The following is a 26,256-nucleotide window of genomic DNA, read 5'->3' on the forward strand; positions in this document are numbered from 1 at the left end:
TTGGCGTTCCGCGTGGCGTTTATGTGTACACGCTTTGTAATGCCCCTGTCACATTCGTTAAGCGACGGCGGCCTGCAAGGCTTGAAATCAAATTTCTAAAACTCCACTTTGGGCGAGAGTGAAATGCCCGGGTGATTTGCCCCGGGACGTATCCCGGAAACGGGACGATGGAAAGGAAATGAAATGACGAATTCAACGTCTGCGACTGGTAGCGAAACCTATCCGGTGCTGCCGCTGCGCGACATTGTGGTCTTTCCGCATATGATCGTGCCTTTGTTCGTCGGACGGGAGAAGTCTATTCGCGCGCTCGAAGAGGTGATGGGTTCCGACAAGCAGATCATGCTGGTCACCCAGATCAACGCCGGCGACGACGATCCCGAACCCTCGGCAATCTACAAGGTCGGCACCGTCGCCAACGTGCTGCAGCTCCTGAAGCTGCCCGACGGCACCGTCAAGGTTCTGGTCGAAGGCCGTTCGCGCGCCAAGATCGACGGCTATACCGACCGTGAAGAATTCTACGAAGCGACGGCGAGCGTTCTTGCCGAACCCGACGAGGATGCGGTCGAGGTCGAAGCCCTGTCGCGCTCCGTGGTTTCCGAGTTCGAAAACTACGTGAAGCTCAACAAGAAGATCTCGCCGGAAGTGGTGGGTGCCGCAAGCCAGATCGAAGACTATTCGAAGCTGGCCGATACGGTTGCCTCGCATCTGTCGATCAAGATCACCGAAAAGCAGGAAATGCTGGAAACGGTTTCCGTCAAGCTGCGCCTCGAAAAGGCGCTCGGCTTCATGGAAGGCGAGATCTCCGTCCTGCAGGTGGAAAAGCGCATCCGCTCGCGTGTAAAACGCCAGATGGAGAAGACCCAGCGCGAATACTACCTCAATGAACAGATGAAGGCGATCCAGAAGGAGCTCGGCGACGGCGAAGAAGGCCGCGACGAGATGGCCGAACTGGAAGAGCGCATCGCCAAGACCAAGCTGTCCAAGGAAGCCAAGGAAAAGGCCGATGCCGAGCTGAAGAAGCTCAAGCAGATGAGCCCGATGTCGGCGGAAGCCACCGTCGTGCGCAACTATCTCGACTGGCTGCTCGGCATTCCGTGGGCCAAGAAATCGAAGGTCAAGGTCGACCTCAACAATGCCGAGAAGATCCTCGAAGCCGATCACTTCGGCCTCGACAAGGTCAAGGAACGCATCATCGAATATCTCGCCGTGCAGGCCCGCGCCACCAAGCTCAAGGGTCCGATCCTGTGCCTCGTCGGGCCTCCGGGCGTCGGCAAGACCTCGCTCGCCCAGTCGATCGCCAAGGCGACCGGCCGCGAATACGTGCGCATGGCTCTCGGCGGCGTCCGTGACGAAGCCGAAATCCGCGGTCACCGCCGCACCTATATCGGCTCGATGCCCGGCAAGGTCATCCAGTCGATGAAGAAGGCAAAGAAGTCCAACCCGCTCTTCCTGCTCGACGAAATCGACAAGATGGGCATGGATTTCCGCGGCGACCCGTCTTCGGCCCTGCTCGAAGTGCTGGATCCGGCGCAGAACTCGACCTTCATGGACCATTACCTGGAAGTCGAATACGACCTGTCCGACGTGATGTTCATCACCACGGCGAACACGCTGAACATCCCGGCACCGCTGATGGACCGTATGGAAATCATCCGGATCGCCGGTTACACCGAGGATGAAAAGCGCGAGATCGCCAAGCGTCACCTTCTGCCGAAGGCGATCAAGGAACATGCCCTGCAGCCGAACGAATTCTCGATCACCGACGATGCCCTGATGGCGATCAGCCAGCAGTACACCCGCGAAGCCGGCGTTCGTAGCTATGAGCGTGAACTGATGAAGCTCGCCCGCAAGGCGGTCACCGAGATTATCAAGGGCAAGACCAAGTCGGTTGCGGTCACCGCGGCCAACATCTCCGACTACCTCGGCGTTCCGCGGTTCCGCCACGGCGAAGCCGAGGGCGAGGATCAGGTCGGCGTGGTCACCGGTCTCGCCTGGACGGAAGTTGGCGGCGAGCTGCTGACGATCGAAGGCGTGATGATGCCGGGCAAGGGCCGCATGACGGTCACCGGCAACCTCAAGGAAGTGATGAAAGAATCGATCTCGGCGGCGGCTTCTTATGTCCGTTCGCGTGCGATCGATTTCGGCATCGAACCGCCGCGCTTCGACAAGTCGGACATCCACGTTCACGTGCCGGAAGGGGCAACCCCGAAGGACGGACCGTCGGCCGGCGTCGGCATGGCGACCGCAATCGTCTCGATCATGACCGGCATCCCGGTCCGCAAGGACGTGGCGATGACGGGTGAGATCACCCTTCGCGGCCGTGTGCTGCCGATCGGCGGCCTCAAGGAAAAGCTGCTTGCCGCCCTTCGCGGCAACATCAAGACCGTTCTGATCCCGGAAGAAAACGCCAAGGATCTGGCCGAGATTCCGGACAACGTGAAGAACAACATGGAGATCATTCCGGTTTCCCGCATGGGCGAGGTGATCCGTCACGCGCTCGTCCGTCAGCCGGAAGCGATCGAATGGGATGGCACGGTGGAAACGCCGCTGATCACCACGGTCGAAGGTGTGGACGACGCAGGCGTAACCATAGCGCACTGATCGATAGTCTTTTGGTTATGCCAAATTGGCACCAGCAATGAAAAAAGCCGGCACAACGCCGGCTTTTTTTGTGAAAAATAACGCGCACCCCTTGTTTTTCAGGCGATTGCGGAGCTTTTGGGTTGCCACGGGCGGGCGCCTGACTATTGTCTGCCCCGATTACATGAGTCGTTCCAAAACCGTTTGAAAGGGGTGGAAACATGAATAAGAATGAGTTGGTATCCGCAGTGGCCGAGAAGGCCGGCCTCTCTAAGGCTGATGCCGCATCCGCTGTAGACGCCGTTTTTGAGACCGTACAGGCTGAACTGAAGAAGGGCGGCGATATCCGTCTTGCCGGTTTCGGCAGCTTCTCCGTTTCCCGTCGCGAAGCGTCCAAGGGTCGTAATCCGTCGACCGGCGCCGAAGTCGACATCCCGGCACGTAACGTGCCGAAGTTCTCGGCCGGTAAGGGCCTGAAGGACGCAGTCAACAGCTAACGCGCTGCCTTCGAGGCATCCTGTTACAGTCTCATATTTTGAAAAGGCCCGGGTTTTTCCCGGGCCTTTTTTACGAGTCGCAAATCGCTGCCAATCACAACGCTGGATGTGAAAACTGTCATCCGTTGTCACGGGGCTGCATGCTGCGTGACGGCAAGCTCGGCGTCCCTACCAGCGCTGATGCACGTGCGGAGCAACCAGCCGCGCGTAGATTTCCTTGGTCGCGGTCATCACGTCGGCCGAAAGTGCGGCAAGCTCTGCCGCCGCAGCATTGCCCCTGGCCTGCGCCTCGTTGCGGGCGCCGGGAATGATGACGGTGACCGCCTCGTTCATCAGGATCCATTTCAGCGCGAAAGCCGCCATCGACGCTCCCTGTGGCACCAGCTTGCGGACGTCCTCGACCGCCTGGAGACCAACTTCGAACGGTACGCCGGCAAAAGTCTCGCCGACATCGAAGGCGTCGCCATGCCGGTTGAAATTGCGATGGTCGTCCTTGGCGAACGCCGTATCGCGGGTGATCTTGCCCGACAGCAGCCCGCTTGCGAGCGGCACGCGGACGATCACCGCGACGTTCTTCTGCTTGGCCTCCCTGAAGAACAGGTCGGCCGGGCGCTGGCGAAAGATGTTGTAGATGATCTGGATGCTGGTGACGTCCGGATATTCGATCGCCTTCAGCGCTTCCTCGACCTTCTCGACGCTGACGCCGTAATTCCTGATCTTGCCGGCACGGCGCAGATCGTCGAGCGCGCCAAAAACCTCCGGGCGATAGAGGACTTCGGTCGGTGGGCAGTGGAGCTGCACGAGGTCGAGGCTGTCGATTTCGAGATTCTTGAGGCTGCGGTCGATGAAGCCTTCGAGATTGGCCTTGGTATAGCCGTTGGCCACATGCGGGCTGAGACGACGGCCGGCCTTGGTGGCGACCATCGGCCGATTGCCGCCGCGCGATTTCAGGACGCCGGCAATGATTTTTTCCGAACGGCCATCGCCATAAACGTCGGCGGTGTCGACGAAGGTGACGCCGGCATCGAGCGCCGCTTCCAGCGCCTTGGCCCCGTCCGTTTCGCTGACGTCGCCCCAGGAGCCGCCGATCTGCCAGGCGCCGAAACCGATCTCGCTGACGGTGAAGGATGTGCGTCCGAACGCGTGGTTTCTCATGATGTCCTCCGAATAAGATTGGGCTATCCACAGGCTGCGGAACCCTGAGCTTCCTTCGTGCCCGGCATTTGCCTAAAACACCTGATCAGCTCCGGCAATCAAAACAAGCGATTCGATGACCTCCTTCCGATTCATTCACGCCGCCGACCTGCATCTCGGCAGTCCCTTCCAGGGGCTGGCGCTGAAGGATGCCGCGATCGCAGAATTGTTCATCGAGGCGAGCCGCAGGGCGTTTTCAGGCCTGGTCGACCAGGCGGTGGAGCGCCGGGTGGATTTCTTCATCGTCGCCGGCGACGTCTATGACGGTGACTGGAAGGACAACAAGATCGGCCTGTTCTTCAACCGCGAAGTGGCGCGGCTGGAACGCGCCGACATTCCGGTCTTCCTGCTGAAGGGCAATCACGACGCCGAAAGCGTCATCACCAAGACGATTACCCTGCCGAAGAATGTCAGCGAGTTCCCGGTCAACAAGCCGGGCAGCTTCAAGCTCGATCATTTGAAGGTTGCGCTGCACGGCCAGGGTTTTGCCGAGCGCTCGGCGGTCGATAACCTGTCGCTCGCCTATCCGAAGCCGGAAGCGGGCTGGTTCAATATCGGCGTGCTGCATACCTCGCTCACCGGCCGCGAGCCGCACGCGCCCTATGCGCCGTGTTCGGTCGAGGATCTGCGCTCGCGCGGTTACGACTACTGGGCGCTCGGCCATGTTCATGATTTCGAGATCGTCGCCGAAGACCCGCTGGTTGTCTTCCCCGGCAATCTCCAGGGTCGTTCGATCCGCGAGCAGGGGGCGAAGGGCGCGGTATTGGTGACCGTCGAGGACGGTCGTATCACCCATGAGCGGATCATCACCGACAGCGCCCGCTTTGCCGAACTCGTGGTCGCGGTCGAACCGGACGACAACATCCCGGCGATTCTGCGCCGCATCGAGAATGCGCTGGAAGATGTCGTCGAGCGGATGGAAGGCCGGCCCTTGGCGCTGCGCATCCGCCTGACGGGCAAAAGCCGCTTCCGCAACGAAATCATGGCCCGCGCCCAGGATTTTCGCGATGAGGTGCAGGCCGCCTGCCATCGCTCCCACCAGGATATCTGGCTCGAAAAGCTGGAAGTGCGGCTGGAACCGGAAACCAACGGGGCGCGCGTCGCGACCGACATGCTCGGCCTTCAAGGCCTCATTCCGATGGGCGGCTTCGCCCCGGAACTGCTCGCCGATGCCAACGCCAAGATCGCCGAGATCACCGCCCGCCTGCCGGGCGGCATCGGCGCCGGCGATCTGGCGCTCGGCGACGACGCCGAAGTGCTGCTGGCCGAGGCCCGCGATCTCCTGCTCTCGCGTGCGGCGAGGGCTGGCTGATCCATGCGTTTTAATCGCCTCGACATTTTGCGCTACGGCGCACTGACCGACCGGACGCTGACCTTCCGCCCAGATGCCAGATTGCATGTGATCTACGGACCGAACGAGGCCGGAAAATCCTCGGCGCTGTCGGCGATCTCCGACCTGCTGTTCGGTTTCCCGACGACCGCTGAATACAGTTTTTTGCATGATGCCACCGCGCTTCGCGTCGGGGCCGCGATCACCGCGCGCGATGGGCAGGTACTCGAATTCCGCCGCCGCCGAGGCCGCAAGAACACGCTGCTAGCCGCCAACGAGACGGAAGAGGCCTTGGCCGAGGATGCATTGGCGCCGTTCCTCGGCACGCTCTCCCGCGATGTCTTCGAACGCGCTTTCGGGCTGGATTCCGCATCGCTGCGAGCCGGGGGCGAGACGATGCTGAAAAGCGGCGGCGAGATCGGCAGCCTGCTGTTTTCCGCGGCCTCCGGCCTGACCGGACTTTCGGACCTGCGCAAGTCGTTCGATGCGGAAGCCGACGGCATCTATGCGCCGCGTCGCTCCAAGGATCGCGCGTTCTATCAGGTCCTCGACAGCCATGACGAGGCGCGCAAGGCCGAACGCGACAACGAGCTGAAATCCGGCGACTGGAAGAAGCTGCTCGCCGAACAGGCCGAGATCGAGGCCGATCTTGCCGCCGTGCAGGCCGAGCGGCAGGAAACCAAGCGCGCCCTCGATCGCTTGCGGACACTGCTGCGGCTGGAACCGGTGCTGCGGGAGATTGACCGCGAGCGGGAACTGCTCACGCAATATGAAGCGCTGGCTGCGCTGCCGGCGGGCTTCGAGGAACGCCTGGCCGCGGCTTTGGAGACGGAGCACAAGAACGCCGAAGCGCTCAAGGCTGCGGAGGCCGAGGTATCGCGTCTGCGCGACGAGATCAGCGCCGTGCATGTCGATGAGGCACTGATCACCGCGGCGCCCAAGATCCTGGCCGCCCATGCGGATAAGGGCGCCTATATCAAGGCGCGGGAAGATATCGCCCGGGTGCGCGGCGAGGTCGACGATTTCGACCAGCGTATCGTCCAGTCGGCCCGCCGGCTCGGCTTCGGCAAATTCGAAGAGCTTCAGCGCGCCCAGCCGGCCGATGCCGATCTCGTGCGCCTCCGCAAGCTTGTCGAGGAGGGTAATGAGCTCGACCGCAGCCTGAAACAGCTGCGCCAGCAGATCGAGGACGCGCAGGATGTCCTGCGGCGGCTCGGAGACCACGGACCGGACGGCCGGTTGATCGACCCGAAACCGTGGGCGGAACAGCTCGCAGCGCTGCGTCCCGACGTCAGCGAACTCTCCAGCGTCGAAACGCTGCAGGTGCGCGTCGCCCGTGCCGAAAGCGATCTTGCCGCCGCGGCCGCGCGCCTCGATCCGCCGGTCAAGGACATCGCCCGTCTTCTCTCGGTGCCGCTGCCGGATATCGCGACGCTCACCCATCACCGCCGGCTGATCGAGGCGGCCAAGGCGGAGAGCGCTCAGGCTGCCCAGAAGCTCGCCGGCCTCGGCGACGAAGCCAGGGCGATCGCTGGCCAGCTCGCGGCCCTGGAAGGACAGGGGCGGATCGTCTCCCGCGCGGATATCGCGGCGGCAAGAGCCGGCCGCGACGAAAAGATCGAGGCGCTCGGGGCAAAACCATCTGTCGAAAAACTGAGCGAACTGAAGATCGCAGTGGAGGACGCAGACCGGCTCGCCGACGCGGCGCTTGCCGATGCCGAGCGTGTGTCGCTCCACGCCCAGCTCACCCTGCGGCAGCGGGAACTGCAACAGGCGATCGGCGCTGCCGAGACCGCGGCCAGGGAAAGCGGCATTGCCGCCGCCGACGCGGTCACCGAATTCGAAGACCTTTTCCATGCAGCACCCGTCGCATCGTCGACGCCGGAGCGGATGATCGAATGGCGCCGTGCCGTCGACGGCCTTTCACTCCTGTCGGGTGCGCTGAACGATGCGCGCGACGAGCTGGAGACGCTGCGTCTCAGGGAGGAAAAACTCAAGCCGGCACTGCTGGGGCTGGCCGACGCGATCGGTCTGGCCGCAGCGGCACTTCCTCCTCCCGCTCTCGCCCGCGGGCTTGAACGCCGGATTGGTGAGCTCAACGAGCGCTGGACCGAAAGCCGATCGCTGGAAGGCAAGCGCCATTCCGCCGAAGAGGCTTTGGAAAAGCTGGCAGAGCGCGAGACCGGTTTGCGCCGCGATATCGAACGCTGGCGCTCTGCGTTCTCCAATGCCGCAGTCCTGGCGGGCCTTCCGGACGATGCGACGGTCGACATGGCGCTTGCGGCGCTGGATGTCTGGCGCACCATACCGGATCTGCTTTCAGAGCGGGAAAACCGCGACCGCCGGGTGCGCGGCATGGCCCGGGACATGGAGGATTTCGAAACGGAGGTGCACAGGATCGCCGCCGAGGTATCGCCGGATCTTGCCTTGCTTCCCGCCGATGTCGCCGCCGGCATGCTCAACGACCGCGCCATGGGCGCCCGGACCGCCGCCAACCAGCAGGCCACGCTCTCCACGGCGTTGGAGCGCGCGGAGCTTGCCGTTGCCCGGCACGCGGCCGACGCGGAAAGACTGGTAGCGGACCTGCGCGGGCTTGCCACCGCCGCATCCAAGGATATCGAGGAGGCCGAAGGCCTTCTCCGTGACCTTCACGAACGCAACCGCTTGGAAGCGAGCCTCGCGCAATGCCGCACACGCTTTGCCGAACAGGCGGATGGTGCAAGCGAAGACGAGGCTCGTGCGGCACTCGTCGGTTTCGACAAGATCGCCGCCGGCCTGGAAATCGAGCGCCTAGATGCCGAGGATGCCCGCCAGGTCGAGCGGATGAAGGTGCTCGGCATTGCCCAGGCCGATAGCGAGCGCCGCCGCCGGGAGCTGGAAACTGGCATCGGTGCCGAGCGCGCCGTCTTCCAGAAGCTTGCGGCCGAAGCGGAAGCCAAGGAGTTGGCGCGGCGCTGGGTGGTGCTGAAGCTTGCCGCCGGCCTTCTGGCGAGCTCGATGGACGCCTATCGCGAACGCCAGGCCGATCCGGTCATGCAGCGGGCAGGGCGGGTCTTCGCCGATCTCACCGGCGGCCGTTTTTCGCGCCTTGTCCAAGTCTATGACGAGCGCGACGAGCTGCAGCTCGCGGTCGAACGCAGTACCGGCGAGCAGGTGAGGCTTCCCGGCCTGAGCGAAGGTACTGGCGATCAGCTCTATCTGGCGTTGCGGCTCGCCTTCCTGGAGGACTATTGCAGCCGCAACGAGCCGGCGCCGCTGATCCTCGACGACATCTTCCAGACCTTTGACGACGAGCGGACCGCAGCGGGCATCCGGACGCTCGCGGCGGCCGGCGAAAAATTCCAGACGGTGCTCTTTACTCACCAGATGAGCCTGGTAGAGGCGGCGCGGCGCGAACTGGGGGACGGGCTGGACCTCGTCCAGCTGGAGCGAGCCTAAACACCTAGGAGGCGGATTGCGGCTGAGACAGGCTGCGCAACGCCAGGCAGCCGACCGGCATGCGATAGGTCGGCGTGGCCCATCTGTCCGGCGGGGCCGACGGGCGTTCGCCACAGCCGGCCGTCTGTCGGCGCGGCAGGATCAGCAGATTATAGCGCCGTGCATCGGTGATCTCCCGGCTGAACGTCATCCGGTAGTTTTCGACGATCGAGCTGAACTCGGTGCGTCCCGCAAGTTTCTCGATCAGATAACTTCGGGTTTCGGGCGTCATCGGCAGGCCGAACCGCTCGGTGGCACGAATGGCTTCACTGAGCACCGCAAGCTCCATGGTCAGGTCCGTCAGGCTAACCTTGATGCGAAAGCTGCTGACCATGTCGGGCTCCGTACCGCGGACCTGGATGAACATCGCGGCCGGTTCAGGCGCATTCCCGAATTCCTCGAAGAACAGGCATTCCCAATCGTGACCCGAACGGGTGAAGGTGGGTGCCGTGCCCCTGTCGTCTCGTAGCAGATCGCAGCGTTCGTCGGCGGAAAGCACCTCGGTCTTCTCGAACACCGCCATCCGCTCGAGGCCCGCCTTGAGGAGCCAGGGTGGATAATGTTTCGCCGGTGGCAGCGATCTATGCCTGTCGATCCGCAAGGGCGGCGCCGGTGACGCGGGAAGAAGGTATTGCTCCAGCGCGAATTGCCGGACGAGCCGCTTGTAGTTTCGGCCGTTGTTGACCGCGAGCACGGTCGTCACCAAGGCGGCCAGCACGACCGCAAGGAAGAAGCCGAAAACCAGAACAGCCGAACGCTGCCCGCGGCGCCGATCGGCCGGTGTCAGTCTGTCTGCCTTACCCTCCTCCGGCATGGCTCCGCTTCCGATCGGGGATGGCCCGGCATTCGGCCCCCGCCGCCGACATAACACGCTTCTCTGGCTCGATGATCAAGCCTCTGCTGTTTGGAGGTGTCGGCTCGCCCGATATCCAGATTTTAGAGGAACGAGAAGCGGCCGCCGTCGATCTTGAGGACCGTCAGCCTGCCGGAATAATAGGCGCCCGTATCGATGCCGATCCGGCCGGGTCCGAAATCCGGTTCCGGCTGCGGCGTATGTCCGTGGATGACGAGAAGCGGCAGCTGCGGTCCGGTCGCAAGAAAGGCGTCCCGGATCCAGAGCATGTCTTCCTCGGTCTGCTGTTTGAGCGGTATCCCAGGCCTCAGGCCTGCATGGACAAAGACGAGTTTGCCGATCGTCAGGCTGACCGGGAGATTGGCGAGGAACTTCCTGTGCGGCACCGGCACGGCTTCCATCAGCAGGTCGCCGAACCTGGTGCCGCGCTTCTTGCCGCGCGCGCCGAACTGGTATGGGTCCAAACCGTAGGATAGCAGCGTCTGTTCGCCACCCATTCCCAGCCATTCGGAATAACGTTCCGGATCGTCCACGAACCTCATGAAGATATCGTCATGGTTGCCGCAGAGCGCAATCCGCCTCAGGCCGTGTTCGCTGGGCCTGATCAGGTGTTCGAGGACGTGGCTCGACGCGGGTCCCCGGTCGACATAGTCGCCGAGCAGAATGACCATTCCGGGACGGCGGTTCTCCGACATGTCATGGGCAATGCGGGCCTCGGCGTCCCGAAGTTCGTCGATACAGCCATGCACGTCGCCGATCGCATAGATCGGATAGGAGGGCGGGTTGATACCGAGATCGATCCGGCGGCGGCGGGGCCTGATCGATCTGGCTGGCCGGCGTCTTGAAAACCAATCCGTCAATTTTAGCATGCTTACTGCCATCCGCCCGATATGGAAGATCCTGCCGACAATGAGAAGTGGATGCCCGAAGGAGTGTTAACAATGTCCGAAGCCCAAACCTCTGGATGCGGGTATCGGCAATGTCGCCGTCATCTGCGAGACAATTCCGAACCTGACAAGGCCGGTCGACAGCGTTCACGGCAAGGGAGTGTATTTTGTGGATAACCGACGATTAACCAACCATGTGGTTGATTCGCCACAGTACGCGGATTTTTGATTCGCCGCCTGCTTACCCCTTAGAATCACCGGGTTCGCTCATCGGCTAAACCGATACCATACTTTGGGTTGTATGGCGGTGCGTATGTTTAGTTCCTTGGGTGCTGTTTTAACGCTTGCTACTGTTGCGTTTCTGTCCGGCTGCACGGGGCTCCCGAGGTCCGGTCCGGATCCGTCCGCCGTTGAAGCCAATGCAACCGTGAAGGCTTTCTCCGCCACCGGCAACAGGGTCGGCATTGACTATGCGCTCGTCGATATCAATCAGTCCGTTCTCGTCCGCCTACCCAAACCGGCAGGCTCTGACCTGAGCGCCGGTTTTGGCGTGAGTAGCGGACCGCCGCCGCTCACCCTCGGTGTTGGCGATGTCGTCCAGGTCTCTGTCTTCGAGGCGCAGAGCGGCGGCCTGTTCATTCCGGCCGATGCCGGCGCCCGTCCGGGCAATTACATCACCCTGCCGAACCAGACGATCGGTCGTGACGGCACGTTGAGCGTCCCATACGCGAACAGGGTGAGGGCCGCCGGCCGTCCGGTCGATGCCGTGCAGCTCGATATCGCAGACCAGCTCGCCAATCGCGCAATCGAGCCGCAAGTGGTCATCTCGACGGTGACGAGCCGATCGATGGGCGCGTCGGTCCTGGGCGACGTCAAGCAGGCGAGGAAGATCGAGCTTAGCCCGGCGGGCGAACGCATCATCGACGTGATTTCCGAGGCAGGCGGTTTGAGTGTCCCGAAGGAGGAGGCGACGGTGACGCTCCAGCGTCGAGGCCGCAGCATGACCGTTGCCTATCGGATGCTGAGCGAGCGTCCGCAGGAGAATATCTATGTGCAGCCAGGCGATACGATCTTCGTCGATCGCAATCGCCGGACCTTCCTGGCCTTCGGGCTGACGGGCGAAAGCGGACGCTTTGATTTCGACGATTCCAATCTCTCTCTCGGCGAGGCTTTGGCGAAGGCCGGCGGGTTGCTTGACGACAAGGCCGAACCGCAATCGGTCCTGCTCTACCGCCTTGTGAGGCGTGATCTCCTGCGCAATATCGGCGTCGACGTCAGCCGGTTCAGTGTGCGGGACGTGCCGGTGATCTTCCGCGCCAATCTGCGCGATCCGGCCGCGTTCTTCGCCGTCCAGCAATTTCCCATGCAGGACAAGGACGTCCTCTACGTGTCAACTGCCGATGCGGTCGAGCTGGTCAAATTCCTCAGCATCCTCAATTCGGTCACCGCTTCGACCCGGGATATTGCGAGCAGCCATGATGCCTGGCGCGACTGACATTCAGGCCGCTTGCGGCCGCTCCGGGTCGGTTTGGTGGCCTGCGCACATCGATCGGGTGATGCAATGAACCAGCGGCCCGTTTTTCTCACTCGACCCCGGCAGGAGCCCCGCGAGGAAGAGGTCCCGGAACTGGACATGGATGGTCTGATCGCCATCGTCCGGCGGCAATGGCGAGTGGCCGGTCTCTGCGTCGCCGTGTTCCTGGCACTCGGCATCGGATACCTCCTCACAGCCGAACCCCGATATACCGCCAGGACGAGCGTGCTGATCGACCGCGGCAACCGGCAGGTCGTCGAGCAATTGTCGACGATCGGCGGGGTTCTTGATGATGAGGCGTCGGTCCTCAGCCAGGTCGAACTGCTGCGCTCCGAGACGATAGGCTTGTCGGCTGTCGACAAGCTGAAACTGGCGGATGATCCGGAATTTATGACCGGCCGCCAAAACCCGCTGCTCGCGGCAGTCTCCGATATACGGTCGATGCTGGATATCCGGCGATGGCTGCGCGGTGGCGAGGTTCGGCCCGATCAGATCGAGGCGCAACGCCGCTGGGCGCTCGCCAACCTCCTCGGCAATATGAAGGTTTCGCGCGTCGGGCGTTCCTATGTCCTCGAAATCACGTTCACGGCCACATCGCCGCGCCTTGCCGCAGCGGTCGCCGGCGCGATTGCGGATGCCTATCTGACCGACAAGTTGGATGCCAAATACGATGCCACACGGCGGGCGGGCAACTGGCTGCAGCAGCGCATCGAGGAACTGCGGCAGCGCTCGCTGGAATCCGATCTCGCAGTCCAGCGGTTTCGCGCCGCAAACGGCCTCGTCACCGCCAATGAGAAGCTCGTCTCCGACCAGCAGCTCACCGAGCTGAACAGCGCGCTGATCGTCGCGCGTGCCGATACGGCCAGAGCGCAGGCGCGCTCAGACCGCATCGAGGCGATCATTGCGAGCGGCGAGACGGGCGCCATCGTCACCGACGCGCTGGACAGTTCGGTGATCAGCTCTCTGCGCGAAAAATACCTGGAGTCGTCCAAGCGGGAAGCTGAGATATCGAGGCGGCTGGGGCAGGGCCATGCCCAGGCCGTCCGCCTTCGCCAGGAGATGACGGAATATGACCGGCTGATGTTCGATGAGCTCAGGCGGATCGCCGGGAGCTATCAGAGCGAACTGGACGTTGCGCAGTCGCGCGAACGCCAGATCACCCTCGGCGTTAGCAATGCCACCGATATCAGCGTCACCGCCGGCGAAACGCAGGTGCAATTACGGGAGCTCGAACGGGCCGCCGACGCCTACCGGAACCTCTACCAGACGTTTTTACAGCGTTATCAGGAGGCCGTGCAGCAGCAGTCATTCCCCGTCACGGAAGCGCGGATCATTTCCCGAGCCGTGCCGCCGACAACCGCCAGCGAGCCGCGGTTATCGCTGGTGCTGGCGCTCTGTCTGGCGCTCGGCTTTGGCGTCGGCGGAGTTCTCGGGGCATTCCGTGAGTTCCGGGATCGGTTCTTCCGCACCGGTGAACAGGTGAGGGATATTCTCGGCCTCGAATATCTGGGCTCGGTACCGCTGGTGTTGCCGCAGACCGGCTCGAGACCGTCGACCGAGCCGGTGAAGGGAGAAACCTACAGGAAAAACGAGCTGTCCGGTTTCGCGACCGAGCATCCGTCCTCTGCCTTTGCCGAAACGTTGCGCAGCGCCCGGATCGCGGCAGACGTCCATATCGACAGGCCCCAGAAGATCATCGGCATCGTTTCGATGCTGCCGGGCGAGGGTAAATCGACGATCGCCATGAATTTCGCCCAGGCGCTAGCCGGGAGCGCGAGGGTTCTGCTGATCGATGCGGATATTCGCAATCCGGGCGCCACCAGGGCGCTGGGCCCGCATGCGGAAGAGGGGCTGCTCGAAGTGCTGCTGGAAGGCCATGCGCCGGCCTCCGCGATGTTGGCCGACCCGGCCACCGGCCTCAGATTTCTCCCGGCGGTTGTCCGGCGGCGGACACCGCATTCATCCGAGCTGCTGGCGTCGGCGGCGATGACCAGGCTGCTGGCACAGGTCGCCGGAGAGTTCGACTATATCGTTCTCGACCTGCCGCCGCTCGGTCCAGTCGTCGATGCGAGGGCCATCGCCCCGCGTGTCGACGGCTTCATCATGGTCGTCGAATGGGGCGAGACATCGCGAAAAGCCGTCAAGGAAACCTTGGATGCCGAGCCTCAGATCGCCGGCCGTTGCCTCGGCGTGATCCTCAACAAGGTCGATGCCGCCAGGATGAAGCTTTATGAGCGATACGGTTCGTCGGATTATTATGCATCGCGTTACACGCACTATTACCATGAAACGCATCCTGATCCGACGCCGGTTTCCATCGGCACCGCAACCAGGGTCAAAACAGCAAGGGAGAAGCCTGACAGCAGCCGATGATCTTTTCTGAAGCGTTTCACTGCAATGTTTGGCATAAGCCCGGGATGCTACGAATCACTGTATGTCTCGGATTCGCCGCATTCCGGGGGACATCACAATGGTGTTCCCAGTGCTTGCGACTGGCACATTGAGCGCATCGACGCGCACGTTTCACTTAAAGACTGACGGGTTCCGTTAGGGGGATATGATGACTGGAAATGTGAAGAGCAACGGCAAGGTAGCATTGATCACCGGGGTAACGGGCCAGGACGGCGCTTACCTTGCGGAACTGCTGCTGTCCAAGGGCTATACGGTGCACGGCATCAAGCGGCGCTCTTCCTCGTTCAACACCAACCGCATCGAGCATCTCTACGAAGATCCGCATGTGGCCGACCCGCGCTTCATCCTGCATTTCGGCGACATGACGGATTCGACCAACCTCATCCGCGTCGTGCAGGAAGCCCAGCCGGACGAAATCTACAATCTGGCCGCCCAAAGCCACGTGCAGGTCTCCTTCGAGACGCCGGAATATACTGCCAATGCCGACGGCACCGGCACGCTGCGCCTGCTCGAAGCGATCCGTCTCCTTGGCCTCTCCAAGAAGACCCGCTTCTACCAGGCCTCGACCTCCGAGCTCTATGGCAAGGTGCAGGAAGTACCGCAGAGCGAGACGACGCCTTTTTATCCGCGCTCGCCCTACGCGGTTGCCAAGCTCTACGCCTATTGGATCGTCGTCAACTATCGCGAGGCCTACGGCCTGCATGCCTCGAACGGCATCCTGTTCAACCATGAAAGCCCGATCCGCGGCGAGACCTTCGTCACCCGCAAGATCACCCGTGCGGCGGCCGCCATCCATCTCGGCCTTCAGGAACGCCTCTTTCTCGGCAATCTCGACGCCAAGCGCGACTGGGGTCATGCCCGTGAATACGTGCGCGGCATGTGGCTGATGACGCAGCAGGATGAACCGGACGACTACGTTCTGGCGACGGGCGAGACCCACACGGTGCGGTCCTTCGTCGAGAAATCCTTCGCCAAGGTCGGCATGCCGATCGAGTGGCGCGGCGAGGGCGTCGAGGAGAAGGGTTACGACACGACATCCGGCGAATGCGTCGTGGCTATCGATCCCCGCTATTTCCGCCCGACCGAAGTCGACCTTCTGATCGGCGACCCCACCAAGGCCCACCGGAAGCTCGGCTGGAAGCACGAGACCAACCTCGACCAGCTGATCGCCGAAATGGTCCGCGAAGACCTGAAGGTGATGGCGCGCAACGTGCCGACCGCGGGTGGCAACAAGGGTCTCTCCCATGCCTGAGACGATCTACAGCCTTGCGGGGAAGAAGGTCTATGTCGCGGGACATCGCGGCATGGTCGGCTCGGCGATCGTTCGCCGTCTGGCCTCGGAGGGCTGCGAGATCCTGACGGCGTCGCGCGGCGATGCCGACCTGACGCGGCAGGCAGAAGTCGAAGCCTGGATGGACAAGAACCGTCCGGACGCGGTGTTCCTGGCTGCCGCCAAGGTCGGCGGCATCCTGGCCAACGACACCTATCCGGCCGATTTCCTCTACGACAACCTCATCCTCGAGGCGAACATCATTGAGGCCGCCCACAAGGTCGGCGTCGAAAAGCTGATGTTCCTCGGCTCGTCCTGCATCTATCCGAAATTCGCCGACCAGCCGATCGTCGAGGAGTCGCTTTTGACCGGCTCGCTGGAGCCGACCAACGAATGGTACGCGATCGCCAAGATCGCCGGCATCAAGCTCTGCCAGGCCTATCGCAAGCAGCACGGCAGCGACTTCATCTCGGCCATGCCCACCAACCTTTACGGCCCCGGCGATAATTTCGACCTGAAATCCAGCCATGTCATGCCGGCGCTGATCCGCAAGGCGCATGAGGCGAAGACCGGCCGCCTTCCGGACATCACCGTGTGGGGCACCGGCACGCCGCGCCGCGAATTCCTGCATGTCGACGATTGCGCCGACGCCTGCGTTCACCTGATGAAGACCTATTCGGCAGAGACCCATGTCAATGTCGGGTCCGGCGAGGACGTGACCATCCTGGAGCTCACCGAACTGGTCTCCAAGGTCGTCGGTTTCGAGGGCAGGATCGTCCACGACCTGACCAAGCCCGACGGCACGCCGCGCAAGCTGATGAGCGCGGCTAAGCTGCGGGCGCTGGGCTGGTCGCCGAGGATCGGGCTGGAGGAGGGCATCGCCGATGCCTACCGGGCCTTCCTCAAGGGCGAGTATCTCGAGCGCAAACGCGGAGATGCTGCCTGATGACAGCAGCCGTCCAGCCCCTCAGCGACGAATGCGAACGAACGTTCGACGCCGCACCGGGGCTGGCCACGGCAGCCGCGACATCGCCGCGCAAAAGCGTGGTCGTCTATGCGATGAATTACGCGCCCGAAACCGCGGGCGTTGGCAAATATACCGGCGAAATCGCCGAATACCTGGCGGCCGAGGGCATGGACGTCACGGTGGTGACGACCCCGCCGCATTATCCTGGCTGGGCGGTCCAGCCCGGATATCGGAACCACTATTCTTCAAGGATTGAAGGCCGCATCTCGGTATTGCGGTCGCCCTTGCTGCTGCGGCGGAAAATGAGGGGCATCTGGCGGCTGCTGGCGCCGCTTTCCTTCGCGCTGACATCGGCACCGGTGGTCTTCTGGCAGATCCTGCGGCATCGCCCGATAACCGTTTTCTGCGTCGAGCCGACGCTGTTTGCCGCGCCCGTCGCCCAGCTTGCCGCCAGGCTCGTCGGTGCTCGCACCGTGCTGCACGTCCACGACATGGAAGTGGATGCCGCATTCGCCGTCGGACATCTGAGTTCCCGGACCTGGTTGAAGAGGCTCGGCCATGCCTTCGAGCGCGGCGTGCTTGGCAGGTTCGACCGGCTGATCACCATTTCCAACCGCATGGCCGAAGGCCTTTCCCTGAAAGGCGTCTCGGCCGCAAAACTGTCCGTCGTCCGCAACTGGGTGGATCTTTCGCAATTCCACCCGATGGAAGATGTCAGCCCCTACCGGGCTGAACTCGGTTTCGGCCACGAGGATTTCGTCGTTCTCTATTCAGGCAGTATCGGCGCCAAACAGGGCCTGAACGTACTGCTCGATGCGGCCGAGCGTCTGAAGGACGAGCGGCGCATTCATTTCGTGATCTCCGGCGAGGGACCGCAGAAGGCGGAACTCGAAGCCCGTTACGGCCATCTTGAGAATCTCCGTTTCCTGGCCTTCCAGCCCTATTCCCGGCTGAACGCGTTCCTCAACATGCCGGATCTGCACGTGCTGCCGCAGGACAGAAGCGCCGCCGACCTGACGCTGCCGTCGAAACTCGGCGGCATGCTTGCCTCGGGAAAGCCTGTCCTCGTCACCGCCGACGAGGGCACGGAACTGGCGCAATTCGTCGGGAGCGCCGTCTATCTGACGCCGCCGAACGACGCGGAAAACCTTGCCGCCTGTATTTTTCGCGCGATGTCGGAACGGGAAGCATGGCAGCCGCAGGTCCAGACGGTTCTGGTCCAAAACCTCTCGAAACGGCCGGCCATCCTCGCCATCAAGCAGTTGATCGACGGCGGCAGTCCATGAAGATCGCCGGCCACGTCCTCGCCTACAACGTCGATCGTTTTCTGCCGCACGTTGTCGAGAACTGCGGCCGTTTCGTCGACAAGGTCTTCATCGTCCGGCCCGAACGTCCCTGGGCCTATCTGCCCGGCTCCCGCGCCACGAGGACAAACCCCACGACCAGGGAAAAGGTGGACGAGGCAATCGCCGCCGCCCGCGCAAAAGGCGTGAGCTGCGAGATCGAGGTGATCTGTAGCGACTTCGAGACCGAGGAAGACACCCGCAACGACTGCCTCGACCGAGCGATCCGCGAAGGTTACGACTGGCTGGTCATCCAGGACGCCGACGAGTTCTATCTGGATAGCGGCTGGGAAACGCTGCTCAAATTCATGGCGGCGGACTACGGGCATGACCGCATCCTGACGCCATGGCACAATTTCTGGAAAACGCCCGAGCTGGTGCTGACCAGCGGCGATGGCTCGATCAGGGATGTCAACGCGGGGTTCGCGATCCGCTGCAGAAGCGGCGTTCGCTTCGATACGGCGCGAAAGACCACCCCTGCTGCCACCATCGTCATCGATGCGCCCTGCTACCACTACGGCTACGTCATGAGCGATGCCGAGATGTGGGAAAAGATCACCAGCTGGGGACATGCGCATCAGGTGAACGCGCAAAAATGGTTCCGCCTGAAATGGCTCGGATGGACACCCGCCCATTCATACCTCCATCCGGTCACGCCGCTGTTCTGGCCAAAGGCGATCCGCTTTCCCGGCAGGCAACCCGCCTTCGCCTCCCATTTCATGAACCCGGACCAGGAAACCGCGCGGCTTGGTTTCATCGATTTCCTGGAAAACATGCTTGCCGACCATGCGACGGACGTTCGCATCGTCGCGCGAAAATTATTGAGAAGGTCAACCGTGTAGCCGTAGGTCGCGTTTTCGATGAGTGTGTCAGTACGGCTAATCTCGGGCTCGATCGCCAATGGGGCGTTGCTTGCCGCCAATATCCTGATCCAGACGATCAGCGTGCCGATCATGCTCGGCTGGTGGTCGGCGCAGCAATTCGGGCTCTGGGTCCTGCTGCAGACGCTTTATTCCCTCTCCGTCGTCTTCGACCTCGGCCATCAGAACTACCTCGGTTACGAGTTCCAACGGCTCGGCACCAGGGATGCTGTAAGACGGGACTTCGCCTCGTCCATCCCGGCCGCCATTCTGCTGGGAACGATACTCCTGTGCTTCTGGACGGCTGTCCCGGCCTTCGGGTGGGCGGACGCGCTGTTCGGAGATTTCGTTCCTGCGGGGCTGATGGACGACCTTTCAGGCTCGATGATCGTCTACGCGCTCACCTGGCTCGTCACCAGCTCCGTCGGCGGCATCCTCGGGCGGGCGCTCGTCCCTTTCGGCTATTATGCGAGAATGGCGTGGTGGCGGTTTGCGCTGCTGGTCGGCATCAACCTAACGGTCCTCGCGGCAGTCCTTTCCGGCGGTAACGTCCTCGACACCGTCATCGCCTCGTCGGCTGCCAATGTGGTCGTCAATATCGCCATTCATCTCGATTGTTTTCGTCTCTGGCGGCGCGAAGAAATTGGCTGCACCGTGCCGGATCTGCGCAGGAGCTGGTCCAACCTCACGAGGAGCCTGTTCCTATCGATCCGCGAGCTGCTCGCCATCGGAAACCAGCAGGGCATCCGGCTGCTGATCGCGCCGCTTACCGGCGTCAGCTTCCTGGGCGCGTTCACCGCGACCCGGACGCTATCCAACATCGCGACGCAGGGCATCAATGCATTGGCGGGTCCGGTCGAGCCGGAGCTCCTGCGCTATCTGAGGGAAGGGAAGAGCGAGCCGGCGGAAGCTGCGGTCACCCTCAGCTGGATTTTCGTGCTGGGCGTCATCGGTCCGGGGTGCATTCTGCTCCAGTGGATATCGCCCGGCCTTTTCCTGTGGTGGACCCGTGGCAATTTTCACCTCGACCCACTGCTATTCGGTTCGCTCTGCGCCTGCATCATCGTCTACGGTTTCGCCCAGCCGATGGTTTCGATCGTCCGGGGAAACAATATTCTGCTGCCGCAGATCGTCGCAAACGGCGTGTCTCTGCTGATCACGGCGATCGGTTGTTATCTGACGCTATCTTCGTGGGGTCTGCCGGGCGCCGGCTTTTCGCTCCTGGCGGCCGAGAGCGCCAGTTTCCTGATCTATGCCGGAGCCGCCTGCGCCGTGCTCCGAAAGCTGCGGTTGACCTTCCCAATCCATGCCTTTGCCATATCCGCTTGCGGCTGCATCTCGGCCATCGCCGGACTATTCGCCATGGCGATCTGGCCGCAGTCGGTCGGCTTGTCATCCGTTCTCGCCGCAATAGGCTCGCTGCTGGCGGCGTGGATGGCCTATCGGTCCCTGCCAGCCAATATGCGGGCGATCCTTCAAAGGCATTTTCCAAACCTCTCCCGCAAGCGGGTGGTTCTGACAGGTGATCGGCCATGACGGGGAGCGGGAGTTTGGCGGACGGCAATACGATATTGGGCATGCGTACGATGCCACAGCAGCGCCGCGGCAATTCCCGCTTCGTCGCCAAAGCCCGCTGGGGCACCGCCTTTCTGATCCTGCTTTGCACGATGCTCCAGCTCGCCATATCGCCGGATATGACCAACATGTTCTGTGCAGGGACGGCCGGATTGATCGGCACCTGGGCATTCACCTACTGCACCGACCCGAGACGGACCGAACGGTTTACGATCTCGACGCTGATGGTGCTCGGCTTTCAGGTCCATTCGAGCCTGGCCGCTCTGATCGTCCAGACATTTGCCTGGAAACCGATCACCTTCAACCTCGAGGCGCCGGTAGCCACTTTTTTCTTTTTGGCACTTCTGCAGATATGGGCGGTGGCGCTGCACTGGTTCTACGCGCAGTCGCGGGTGATGCGGATCGCGACGACGGCGATCCGCCAAAGGATGTTTGCGCCGCTCGGCCTCTATCACTCGCCGACAAAGGGGCAATTGTGGTGGATGGGGCTGCTGGGGTCGTTCGCCTCCTGGTACACGAATGCCGACCGCTGGGGCGAGGACAATTTCGGCGATATCGCCTTCAAACTGCTCGCCGGCCTGTCGCAATTGTCCGTCGCCCCCTTCCTGATTCCGATCGCCAGCTACCTCATCGATCCGCCGGACCAAAAGCGCTCGGTCAACTGGCTCGCGCTGACCGCCTACTGCGCCCTGACGCTCTATATCGCGCTGGCGCGCAACAGCCGCGGCGTGTTCGCGGTCAACGTCCTGACCGTGCTGATCTGCTTCGCCATCGCAGTTGTGATAGGACGTTTCATCCTGACGAGGCGACGGGTGATCTGGCTCGCGGTCGCCATCCTGCTCAGCCCCGTTCCGGCGGGCATCCTCTCGGATCTGGCGACCGCCATGGTCATTGCCCGCGACGACCGCTCCGACATCTCGTCGCAGGACCTCGTCTTCTCGACCATCGGCACGTATTTCGATGGAGAGGCGCTGCAGTCCCGGCAGGAGGCCGACCGGATATTGGCCGAAGGCAGCTATAACGAGATCTATGTCGACAACCCGCTGCTGGCGCGCTTCGTCGCCACCAAATACATCGACCATAACATCGCCCTTGGCCTTTCGCTGTCGGCGACCGGTGAAGGTCTGGCACGCGAAAACACCGTCAACCAGCTGCTATTGCTGCTTCCGACGCCGGTTCTGAATCTTTTCGCACCCGAACTCGATAAATCCAGCAGCGCCTTTTCGTCCGGCGATTATTACAACTTTCTCGTTACAGGCGATGAGCTGGGAGGGTATCGCACCGGCTCGTCGATCGCCGACGGCTTTGTCGTTCTCGGCGCATTTTACGTGGTGGTGTTCGCCACCTTCGCCCTGGCGAATTTCATGATCGGCGATGCGCTGACGATCCAGACGCAGAACGGACATGTGCTGCTTTCGGCTCTGGCCTGCATCTGCATCGTCCGCTTCTTCATGAACGGCCTCATGGACGAATCCGTCGCGGTCCAGGCCGGCAACTTTGTCCGGGCGCTGCCGCAGACGGTGCTGCTCTATGCGCTGATGTTCTGGCTGACGAGGGGCGTGAAGCTGAGATGAGGCTCCTCCATATCGGCGCAGATTCGGGGACCAGCCTGCAGCGGGCGGCGGCATTCGGGCGTATCGGTTTCGATGTTCTGCACCTGTCTCCCTACACCCTCCTGCCGCCTCATTGGGCGCCGTGGCTGAACAGGGCCGGCGGCCCCGGCATCGATCGCCTCGTGGCAAACGGGCTCGGCCGGCGGATCGGCGAGCAGCGCTTCGATCTTGCCCTGGTGGATTGCGGCGACGTGGTCGGACCAGCCGCCCTGAACGTCATCCGCGCGGCAGCGTCGATCGTCGTCAACTACAACGCCGACAATCCCTATCTGGACCCGTCTCCGGAACGCCTCCGCTGGAGCATTTTTCACCGCACCCTCCCGCACTACGATCTGGTCGTCGCGGTGCGCCGTAACGGCATCGAGGAGATGATGGCGAGGAGAGGTGCAAGACGGATCGAGACGACCTGGCAGTGTGCGGACGAGGTCGTGCATCGCCTTTTGTCGCCGACGCTGGAGGAAAAAAGCCGATGGTCGTCCGAGGTCGCTTTCGTCGGCACATGGATGCCCGGCCGCGGCGCCTTCATGGCGCGGCTGATCGAAAGGGGCGTGCCGCTCGCGATCCACGGGTCCCGATGGAAAAGAGCGCCGGAATACCGGCTGCTCCGCCCGTTCATCCGCTCCGATCACCTTGAAGGCGCGGACTACACACAAGTGATCGCCGGCGCGAAAATCGCTCTGGTTCTGCTGAACGGCCAGAATGCCGACCTGCATACGACGCGCTCCGCCGAAATTCCCGCCATCGGCACCGCCATGTGTGCGCCCCGCACTCCGCATCACCAACAACTCTACAAGGAGGGTGAGGAAGCGGTCTTTTTCGACGGAGCGGATGACTGCGCGCAGACTTGCAAACGCCTGCTGGCGGATGACAGGAGACGCCAAACGATCGCCGATGCCGGCCACCGGCGCACGTTCGCGAACGGGACCTATAACGAGGTCCTGGCCCGGCGGATCGTCGACCAAGTCGCTGAGATAACGCGAGGCGGCGTCCGATGAGAAAGACGGAGGCGCACGATCTCGGCATTCTGTTTCTGGCCCTGGACACCTACGGCCGGTTCGGCGGTATCCAGCGCTTCAACCAACGGGTTATCGCTGCCCTGGCCGAGATCTCTGGTGACAACGGCTGGAAGCCGCCGGCCGTCCACGTCATGCGCGACGGAAAGGCCGACATTCCCGAAGCCACATCGGCCGCAATCCGAGCCTTCGGCCCTCGGCGGCTGGATTTCATCGTTCACTCGGCTGTCACTGCCCTCAACTGCAAAATCCTGTTCCTCGGGCATATCAACCTTCTGCCGGTGGGACTGTTGTGCAAGCTGCTGTCTCCAAGAATCAAGCTCGTGCTCTTCGTCCATGGCGACGAGGTCTGGAACGATCCGGCCTATCGCCGCATGCGGTTTTACGAACCGCTTATGGCGAGAGCCCTCAGCCGGATCGCCTCCGTCAGCACCTTCACTGCAAGCCGGATGCAGAAGGCGTTCAACCTTCCCGCCGAGACGTTTAGGCTGTTTCCGAACGCCGTCGACGACATCGACCGGCAGCCAAAAAAGAGCAGCCGGAACATCCTGACGGTCGCCCGGCTGGATCGGCATGACCGCGGCAAGAATATCGACGCATTGATCAAGGCGATGGCCTTGCTCAAGCGCCGGAACGTGGAATGCGTCCTCCAGGTCGTCGGCGAGGGACCGCTCAAACCGGAACTGGCGTCGTTGGCCCGAGAGCTTGCAGTCGAGGACAGGGTCGAATTCATGGGCCGCGTATCCGATGCGAGACTGGCCGAGGCCTATGCCCAGGCCTGCCTTTTCGCGATGCCCTCCTCCAAGGAGGGGTTCGGCATCGTTTTCCTGGAAGCCTGGCTGCATGGCCTGCCGGTGATCTGCGGCACTGAGGATGCAGCGGCGGAGATCATTGCCGATGGTGTCGACGGGTTTGCCGTGAACCCATCGGATACTGAAACGCTGGCCGCGAAAATCGCGATGCTTCTCGACCATCCGGACATGGCAGCGGCGATGGGAGAGGCTGGGGCCGGCAAGGTCCGCTCGCGCTATCTCATGGAGCACGTCAAGGGAAATCTCGAAAAAATTATCGCGGAGCTGCCATGAGAATCCTCAACATCATCGCCAGCGCCGATCCCGAAACCGGAGGCCCGATCGAGGCGCTGCGGCTGACTGGACTGCAGATGGTGCGTCTGGGTCATGCGGTGGAAGTCGTGACGCTGGACAAGCCATCGGCGCCCTATGTGGGAGAGTTTCCCTTGCCCGTTCATGCCTGCGGGCGATGGACCCGGAGATACGGATATACACCGGAACTGGCACGCTGGATCGCCGCGAACGCCGATCGTTTCGATGCGACGATCATCCATGGCCTCTGGAATCATGCCTCTGTCGGCGGCTGGTCGGCCCTGAGGCGGGCAGGCCTGCCTTATGTCGTCTTCGCCCACGGCATGATGGATCCGTGGTTCCGTAAAACCCATCCGCTCAAGCACGTCGCCAAACAGGCGTTCTGGCTTGCCTGGCAGGGCAGGGTTCTCCGGGATGCAGCGGCGGTCCTCTTCACCTGCGAAGAAGAGCGCCGCCGGGCGCGCGGCGTCTTCCGGGGCTATAGTTACGCGGAGCGTATCGTCGCCTTCGGCACGGCCGATCCGCCGGCAGGGGTGGAGAGCCAGCTTGCCGCATTCTACCGGCTTCTGCCGGAATTGAAGAATAGGCGGTTCCTGCTGTTCCTCGGCCGTTTCCACGCAAAGAAGGGCTGCGACCTCCTCGTCGAAGCCTTTTCGAAGATCGCCGCGTCCGATCCCGATCTCGACCTGGTGATGGCGGGGCCGGATCAGTCCGGGTTGAAATCCAAACTGATTGCCCAGGCCGCCAAGGCGGACATCGCCGATCGCGTCCATTGGCCGGGCATGCTGGCCGGCGATGCCAAGTGGGGCGCCTTCCGCGCTGCCGAGGCCTTTGTCCTGCCGTCGCACCAGGAAAATTTCGGCATCGTCGTCGCGGAAGCCATGGCCTGCGCAACCCCAGTCCTACTGACCGACAAGGTCAATATCTGGCGTGAAGTGCAAATGAGCGGCGGCGGCCTCGTCGGGCCTGACACATCGGAGGGCATCGAAAGCCTGCTCCGGTCATGGCTCTCGCTCTCCGACGACGGCAAAAGCGCCATGCGCGCCCATGCCCGCGCGGGCTTCGAACGGCATTTCCGCATCGAGGCGGCGGCCCGCGATCTCATTACCGTTCTGCACTCCATCTCTCCACGAGGCCTTCATGAAGCCGCTTGACGCGAAGACCTCCTATCCGCGGCTGGGAGCCCCGAGTTTCCCGCTGAAGCATCGGTTGTTCCGGCTCGCTTGGAACCTCGTCTGGAGCCTTTTCGGTCGCTGGACGCCGGTGCCGCTGTTTGCATGGCGCCGGTTCCTGCTGCGCCGCTTCGGCGCCCGGATTGACCGGACGGCGCGGGTCTATCCCGGCGTCGAGGTCTGGTATCCGCCGAACCTCGCCATGGCCGCGTATTCCTGTCTCGGAAGCGGCGTGAACTGTTACTGCATGGATCGCATCGAGCTCGGCGCCCACGTAATCGTCTCCCAGGGCACCCATCTGTGCACCGGCACGCATGATGTCGACGATGCCGATTTCCAATTGGTGACGAGACCCATCGTCGTCGATGCGAATGCCTGGATCGCGGCGGAAGCGTTCGTCGGGCCGGGTGTCACTGTCGGGGAGGGGGCGGTGCTCGGCGCCCGCGCCGTCGCCTTCCGCAACCTCGATCCCTGGACGATCTATGCCGGCAATCCGGCCCTAAAATTGCGGCGGCGCTTCGAACAGGACAGGCCGAGCATCTTTCCCGTTCGGTTGAACTTCTGATCGGGACACGT

Annotated in this window: 19 protein-coding genes; 16 read left to right on the forward strand and 3 right to left on the reverse strand. The window is 62.6% G+C overall.

What is annotated here, in order from left to right; all coding sequences use genetic code 11:
- Positions 1–183: 183 nt before the first annotated feature.
- Positions 184–2,601 (forward strand): endopeptidase La, encoded by a 2,418-nt coding sequence (gene lon, locus AC1D3C_RS25910; protein ID WP_477484894.1) that lies wholly within the window; start codon positions 184–186, stop codon positions 2,599–2,601.
- A 200-nt stretch (positions 2,602–2,801) separates the two neighbouring features.
- Entirely contained in the window at positions 2,802–3,077 is a 276-nt protein-coding gene (gene hupB, locus AC1D3C_RS25915; RefSeq protein WP_007753405.1) for a DNA-binding protein HupB, read from the forward strand.
- A 168-nt stretch (positions 3,078–3,245) separates the two neighbouring features.
- Here the strand turns inward: hupB and AC1D3C_RS25920 are convergent, their stop codons facing one another.
- Positions 3,246–4,232 (reverse strand): aldo/keto reductase, encoded by a 987-nt coding sequence (locus tag AC1D3C_RS25920; protein ID WP_477484895.1) that lies wholly within the window; start codon positions 4,230–4,232, stop codon positions 3,246–3,248.
- Between the two features lie 115 nt (positions 4,233–4,347).
- Here AC1D3C_RS25920 and AC1D3C_RS25925 point away from each other — a divergent pair, with 115 nt between their 5' ends.
- Both AC1D3C_RS25925 and AC1D3C_RS25930 read left to right on the forward strand, forming a co-directional pair.
- Positions 4,348–5,583 carry a metallophosphoesterase family protein gene (locus AC1D3C_RS25925; RefSeq protein WP_477484896.1) on the forward strand — a complete coding sequence of 412 codons (1,236 nt, stop codon included), beginning with the start codon at positions 4,348–4,350 and terminating at the stop codon, positions 5,581–5,583.
- A gap of 3 nt (positions 5,584–5,586) precedes the next feature.
- Entirely contained in the window at positions 5,587–9,039 is a 3,453-nt protein-coding gene (locus AC1D3C_RS25930) for an ATP-binding protein (RefSeq protein WP_477484897.1), read from the forward strand.
- Between the two features lie 4 nt (positions 9,040–9,043).
- On the opposite strand, the gene AC1D3C_RS25935 is transcribed toward AC1D3C_RS25930, so the two are convergent.
- Both AC1D3C_RS25935 and AC1D3C_RS25940 read right to left on the reverse strand, forming a co-directional pair.
- Positions 9,044–9,892 (reverse strand): DUF6030 family protein, encoded by an 849-nt coding sequence (locus tag AC1D3C_RS25935; RefSeq protein ID WP_477484898.1) that lies wholly within the window; start codon positions 9,890–9,892, stop codon positions 9,044–9,046.
- Positions 9,893–10,014: 122 nt separating this feature from the next.
- Positions 10,015–10,800 carry a metallophosphoesterase gene (locus AC1D3C_RS25940; protein ID WP_477484899.1) on the reverse strand — a complete coding sequence of 262 codons (786 nt, stop codon included), beginning with the start codon at positions 10,798–10,800 and terminating at the stop codon, positions 10,015–10,017.
- Between the two features lie 445 nt (positions 10,801–11,245).
- On the opposite strand from AC1D3C_RS25940, the gene AC1D3C_RS25945 reads away from it, so the two are divergent.
- From AC1D3C_RS25945 to AC1D3C_RS26000, 12 genes are all read left to right on the forward strand, one after another.
- Positions 11,246–12,313, forward strand: a complete 1,068-nt coding sequence (locus AC1D3C_RS25945; protein ID WP_477484900.1) for a polysaccharide biosynthesis/export family protein — start codon at positions 11,246–11,248, stop codon at positions 12,311–12,313.
- Between the two features lie 138 nt (positions 12,314–12,451).
- Positions 12,452–14,725 (forward strand): polysaccharide biosynthesis tyrosine autokinase, encoded by a 2,274-nt coding sequence (locus AC1D3C_RS25950; protein WP_477484901.1) that lies wholly within the window; start codon positions 12,452–12,454, stop codon positions 14,723–14,725.
- A gap of 184 nt (positions 14,726–14,909) precedes the next feature.
- Positions 14,910–16,016 carry a GDP-mannose 4,6-dehydratase gene (gene gmd, locus AC1D3C_RS25955; protein ID WP_371412543.1) on the forward strand — a complete coding sequence of 369 codons (1,107 nt, stop codon included), beginning with the start codon at positions 14,910–14,912 and terminating at the stop codon, positions 16,014–16,016.
- On the forward strand, positions 16,009–16,980 hold the full coding sequence (gene fcl / locus AC1D3C_RS25960; RefSeq protein ID WP_477484902.1) for a GDP-L-fucose synthase: 972 nt from the start codon (positions 16,009–16,011) through the stop codon (positions 16,978–16,980). Before gmd ends, fcl begins: the two co-directional genes overlap by 8 nt.
- Complete coding sequence (locus tag AC1D3C_RS25965; protein ID WP_477484903.1) at positions 16,980–18,287, forward strand: WcaI family glycosyltransferase; 1,308 nt, start codon at positions 16,980–16,982, stop codon at positions 18,285–18,287. Before fcl ends, AC1D3C_RS25965 begins: the two co-directional genes overlap by 1 nt.
- Positions 18,284–19,186 (forward strand): hypothetical protein, encoded by a 903-nt coding sequence (locus tag AC1D3C_RS25970; protein ID WP_477484904.1) that lies wholly within the window; start codon positions 18,284–18,286, stop codon positions 19,184–19,186. Before AC1D3C_RS25965 ends, AC1D3C_RS25970 begins: the two co-directional genes overlap by 4 nt.
- A gap of 18 nt (positions 19,187–19,204) precedes the next feature.
- Entirely contained in the window at positions 19,205–20,740 is a 1,536-nt protein-coding gene (locus tag AC1D3C_RS25975; RefSeq protein WP_477484905.1) for a lipopolysaccharide biosynthesis protein, read from the forward strand.
- Positions 20,741–20,781: 41 nt separating this feature from the next.
- Positions 20,782–22,353: a hypothetical protein gene (locus AC1D3C_RS25980; protein ID WP_477484906.1), complete on the forward strand. Its 1,572-nt coding sequence runs from the start codon at positions 20,782–20,784 to the stop codon at positions 22,351–22,353.
- Positions 22,350–23,387 carry a CgeB family protein gene (locus AC1D3C_RS25985; protein ID WP_477484907.1) on the forward strand — a complete coding sequence of 346 codons (1,038 nt, stop codon included), beginning with the start codon at positions 22,350–22,352 and terminating at the stop codon, positions 23,385–23,387. The genes AC1D3C_RS25980 and AC1D3C_RS25985 overlap by 4 nt, the downstream gene beginning before the upstream one ends.
- Positions 23,384–24,490, forward strand: coding sequence for a glycosyltransferase family 4 protein (locus AC1D3C_RS25990; protein ID WP_477484908.1), 1,107 nt, complete (start codon positions 23,384–23,386; stop codon positions 24,488–24,490). Before AC1D3C_RS25985 ends, AC1D3C_RS25990 begins: the two co-directional genes overlap by 4 nt.
- Positions 24,487–25,662 (forward strand): glycosyltransferase, encoded by a 1,176-nt coding sequence (locus AC1D3C_RS25995; protein ID WP_477484909.1) that lies wholly within the window; start codon positions 24,487–24,489, stop codon positions 25,660–25,662. Before AC1D3C_RS25990 ends, AC1D3C_RS25995 begins: the two co-directional genes overlap by 4 nt.
- Positions 25,649–26,245: an LbetaH domain-containing protein gene (locus AC1D3C_RS26000; RefSeq protein ID WP_477484910.1), complete on the forward strand. Its 597-nt coding sequence runs from the start codon at positions 25,649–25,651 to the stop codon at positions 26,243–26,245. The genes AC1D3C_RS25995 and AC1D3C_RS26000 overlap by 14 nt, the downstream gene beginning before the upstream one ends.
- Positions 26,246–26,256 lie beyond the last annotated feature (11 nt).

The sequence above is a fragment of the Neorhizobium sp. P1_A6 genome (assembly GCF_056406795.1).